This window comes from Streptomyces sp. NPDC101110, assembly GCF_044759525.1.
GTDB lineage: Bacteria > Actinomycetota > Actinomycetes > Streptomycetales > Streptomycetaceae > Streptomyces.
The window spans coordinates 1-5,061 of sequence record NZ_JBIVZM010000029.1 but is presented as its reverse complement, the minus strand read 5'-3'; the positions used below and the strand labels follow the sequence as shown (position 1 = coordinate 5,061).

Here is a 5,061-nt window from a genome sequence, read left to right as displayed (position 1 = left end):
TCCGTGCCCGCACCCAGCCGCGACAACGTCACCGCCAGCGCCGCCTGGAGCACCATGAACACCGTCACGCCACGCTCACGCGCCACCTCACGCAACCGCGCATGCACCCCAGCGGGCACCTGCACCTGCACCGCATGTCCCTCATGCGACGCCACGGCCGGACGCGACCGGTCATAGGGCAACGCCAGCTCCTCCGGAGCACCGGCCAGCGCCTCACGCCAGAACCCCACCTGACGCGAGAGCACACTGCCCGGATCCTCCTCCGACCCGAGCATCCCCCGCTGCCACAACGCATAGTCCGCGTACTGCACCGGCAGGGACTCCCACACCGGAGCACGCCCCTCACACCGCGCCGCATAAGCAGACGTCAGATCCCGCTCCAACGGAGCAGACGACCACCCATCACTCGCAATGTGATGTACGACGACTGTCAGGACGTGCTCATCCGTTCCCAGAGTGAACAGACGGGCTTGGAGGGGGATTTCCGTGCTCAAGTCGAAGGCGTACTGCGCCGCCTCCGCCACTGCTGCGTCCAGACCATCCACAGTCACCTCGGTGACCTTCAGCGCAAAACCACTTTCCTCGACGGGCAGGATGCGCTGATAAGGCTCCCCGTCGGCGACCGCGAACACCGTCCGCAGCACCTCATGGCGTTCCAGGACGTCGCGCAGGGCCTCTTCCAGCGCTCGCCGGTCCAGTGCCCCGTTCAGCCGCACCCCGATCGGGATGTTGTAGGTCGCGCTGGGGCCTTCCAGCTGGCCGATGAACCACAGCCGGCGCTGTGCGTACGACAGCGGCACCCGACCCGGGCGCTCCCCAGCCACCAGAGCCGGACGTGCCTCATCGGCCTGACCCAACCGCGCCGCCAGACCGGCCGGGGTAGACGCCTCGAACAGAGTCCGCAGCGCCACCTCCACACCCAGCACCGCACGCACCCGACTCACCAACCGCGTCGCCAGCAGCGAGTGACCACCCAGAGCGAAGAAATCGTCCTCGACTCCCACCTCGTCCAGACCGAGGACCTGCGCGAAGGCCTGGCACAGGATCTCCTCCTGCACCGTCGCCGGACCCCGGCCTCCTCCGCTCGCATACTCCGGTGCGGGCAGCGCCTTGCGGTCCAGCTTGCCGTTCACCGTCAACGGCAACGCATCCAGCACAATGACCGCCGAGGGGACCATGTACTGCGGCAACCGCTCACCCACGTACTCACGCAGCTCGGACTCCGACGCATCCCCCACCACATACGCCACCAAGCGCTTGTCCCCGGGAACGTCCTCACGGGCGATCACAGCCGCCTGTGTGATCTGCGGGTGCGCCGCCAGGACCGCCTCGACCTCACCCGGCTCGATCCGGAAACCACGGATCTTCACCTGCTCATCCGCACGCCCCAGATACTCCAGCCGGCCCCCGGCCGACCACCGCACCACATCCCCCGTCCGATACATCCGCCCGCCCACCTGGCCGAAGGGGCAGGCCACGAACCGCTCACTCGTCAGGCCGGGACGCCCCGCGTAGCCCCGCGCGAGACCCGCACCCGCGACGTACAGTTCTCCCGCCACGCCGACCGGCACCGGACGCAACGCACCATCCAGCACGTACACCTGCGTGTTGGCGATCGGAGAACCGATCGGCACGGACTGTGTGTCCTCGGGCAGCTCCGGGATGGCGTAGGTGCAGGCGAACGTGGTGGTCTCGGTGGGCCCGTACCCGTTCGCCACTCGCAGTCCGGGCACCGCGGTCTGCGCTTCCCGCACGTGCCGTGCCGACAACGCCTCTCCGCCGACCAGCACGCGCGCCAGCCCGGCCAGCACGCTCGGGTCCTCATCGACGACCGTGTTGAAGAGCGCGGCGGTCAACCACAGGTCGCGGATGCCCTTCTCGGAGATCAGCGAACGGAGTTCCGCCACGCCGACGGCGCCGGGAGGGGCGATCACCAGGCGGCCGCCGTGCACCAGCGCGCCCCACAACTCGAAGGTCGAGGCGTCGAACGCCAGCGGCGCCAGCAGCAGGTGCACGTTCTGCTCGCTGAACTCCGCGTACTGCTGCCCCCACACCAGCCGAACCACGGCACGGTGCTCCACCATCACGCCCTTGGGCAATCCCGCCGAGCCGGACGTGAACATCACGTAGGCGGCGTCGCCTGCGGTCACGGCTACGGCCGGATCCTCGCTCGGGAAGGAGGATTCACCGACGCTCTCGACCGGTACGACCACGCCGTCGAAGTCCGTCAGGAGGTCGGCCAGTCCTCCCTGGCTGACGACGACCCGGACGTCGGCGTCACGCATCATGGACCCCAACCGGGCGGAGGGGTAGTCCGTGTCCAGCGGTACGTAGCCCGCGCCGGCCTTCCAGACTCCCAGCAGTGCGGCCACCGCATCGGGACCGCGCTCCAGGCACACCCCGACCAGCGACCCCCTGCGCACGCCGGCCGCGATGAGCGCGTGCGCGATCTGATTGGCTCGCGCGTCGAGCTGCCGGTACGAGAGGTGCGTGGCTCCGAACTCCACTGCCACGGCGTCCGGACGGCGCCGCGCCTGTTCGGCGACCAGGGTGTGGACACCCTGCTCCGGCATTTCCTTCGTGGTGTCGTTCCAGGATTCGAGGAGTCGGTTCTGTTCGGTGGCGTCGAGGACGTCCACCGCCGACAGGAGGCCGTGGGGGTCGTTCTCCAGTGTGCTCACGAGGTTGTCGACGCAGGTGTGCAGCAGCCGGCACACCGCCTGCCCGTCGACCGGTCCCACCGCGTCCACGGTCAGTCCGAACCTGGACTCCAGGTCGTTGACCGCCACGGTCACCGGATAGTTCGTCGCCTCGCGCATGGCCACCGTGACGATGCCCCTGGGAGCGTCAGCGGCTTCCGGTGCGGGTACCGCCTGCGGGCGCTTGCCGTGCCGGTAGTTGAACAGCGAGGTGAACAGCGGACTGCCGTTCGGGATGCCGCTGGCCTGCTGCGCCAGGGTCAGCGGGGCGTGCTCGTGCACCAGCAGCTCCGCCAGCTGGTCGCGCACGCCTTCCAGCGCGTCGGCGACGCCGACGGTGTCGACCTGGACCCGGACCGGCAGCGTGTTGATGAACAACCCCGGCACCCGGTCCGCACCCGCACCGGCATTCATCCGCCCGAACAGCACCGTGCCGAACACGACGTCGTCACGACCACTGACCGTGGCCAGCACCCGCGCCCAGGCCAGGTGGAACACGCTGGCCGGGCTCACGCCGAGCGACCGGGCGACGTCACGCACCCGCCGGCCCACCTCCTCGTCGACCCGCAGGTGGGAGCGCACGACGCCGCTGCCGTCACCGTGCACGTCCAGCAGACCGTACGGAGCGGTGGTCTCCTCCACATCGCCCAGCAGCTCGGTGAAGTACCGCTCGTGCTCCTCCCGCGTCACGCCCAGCCGCGCCTGCGCCACGAAGTTGCGGAACGGCAGCGGCTCCGGCAGGGCATCCTCCCGCCCGGACAGGAACGCTCTCATCTCATCGAGAAGTACGTCCTGTGTGGTGTGGTCCTGGACGAGGTGGTGCATGCGCAGCAACGCCAGCCATCCACTGTCCTCGCCCGGCTGTGAGGCGATGTGCACGTCGATCAGTGGCGCACGGCCGATGTCCATCCTCGACCCGGCCACGGCGATCAACTGCTCCACCGCGGCATGGCCCTCAGCAGTCAACTCAACCGGTATGACAGGAAGATCAACCTGGCGAGCCACGACCTGGACCGGCTCACGCAACTGTTCCCACACGATCGCCGTGCGGTAGATGTCGTGCCGGTCCACCACTCGCTGAAGAGCGCCGAGGAAGGCATCCAGGCGCTCCCGCGAGTCGAATTGGAGCACCCGTGGCACCACATACGCATCCGCACCGCCGCCGTCAGCCTGCAGCAGGTGGTGGAAGAACAGCCCCTCCTGCAGAGGCGCCAGGGGATACACATCCGCGATGTTGGCCGCGCCCCCGGGTATCTGCCCGATGACGTGCGCCAGCTCGGCCTCGTCGAGGTCGACCAGCGGCAACATCTCCGGTGTGATGTGCTCAGCACCCTCCGGGATGCGGTTCTCCGGGACGTCGATGGTGTCCGGAGCCGCCACCGCGGCCAGACCGGCCGGGGTCGGTGTCTGGAAGAGTGCGCGGACGGAGACGGACACGCCCCGGCTGCGGAGCTGCTCCACCAGCGACACGGCCAGCAGGGAGTGCCCGCCCAGCGCGAAGAAGTCGTCCTCCACACCGACCGCCGGCAGACCAAGGACCTCGGCGAACACCTGGCACAGGATCTCCTCCTGCACCGTCACCGGACCACGCCCCGCGCCCGCCGCGAACTCCGGCGCGGGCAGCGCCTTGCGATCCAGCTTGCCGTTCACCGTCAACGGCAACGCATCCAGCGTCACGACCGCCGACGGCACCATGTGCTCCGGCAGCCGGGCAGCCGCAAACCCCCTTACCACCATGACGAGTTCATCCGTGTTGCCATCCTCGGTCGGCACGAGGTAGGCGACCAGGCGGACATCGCCGGGCGTGTCCTCTCTGGCGATCACCGTGGTCTGCGCCACCTGTGGATGCCCGGCCAGTACGGCCTCGATCTCTCCCGGCTCGATACGGAACCCGCGGATCTTCATCTGCTCGTCCGCTCGGCCTTCGTAGGCCAGCCGGCCATCAGCCATCCAGCGCGCACGGTCCCCCGTCCGATACATCCGCGCACCCCCCGGACCGAACGGACACGCCACAAACCGCCCCGCCGTCAACCCCGCACGATCCAAATACCCCCGCGCCAAACCGGCCCCCGCCACATACAGCTCCCCCGCCACACCCACCGGCACCGGACGCAGACCCTCATCCAGCACGAACACCCGCAGATCCGGAAGACCCACACCGATCACACCACCACGACCATCCCCGGGCTCCACGGGCTCCACGGGGGAATACGTGACGTGAACCGTCGTCTCCGTAATCCCATACATGTTCACCAACCGCGGCCCCCCACCACCATGCCGCTCAAACCAGCCCCCCAGCCGGCCCACATCCAACGCCTCACCACCGAACACCACACACCGCAACACCCAGTCATCCCGCTCC

The 5,061-nt window shown here is 68.9% G+C and carries 1 protein-coding gene; it reads right to left on the bottom strand.

The window, feature by feature from the left end; genetic code table 11:
* Positions 1–5,030 (bottom strand): amino acid adenylation domain-containing protein (locus ACIQU3_RS36800; protein WP_403930153.1); only part of this gene is annotated, 5,030 nt, incomplete at its 3' end.
* Positions 5,031–5,061: the final 31 nt, after the last annotated feature.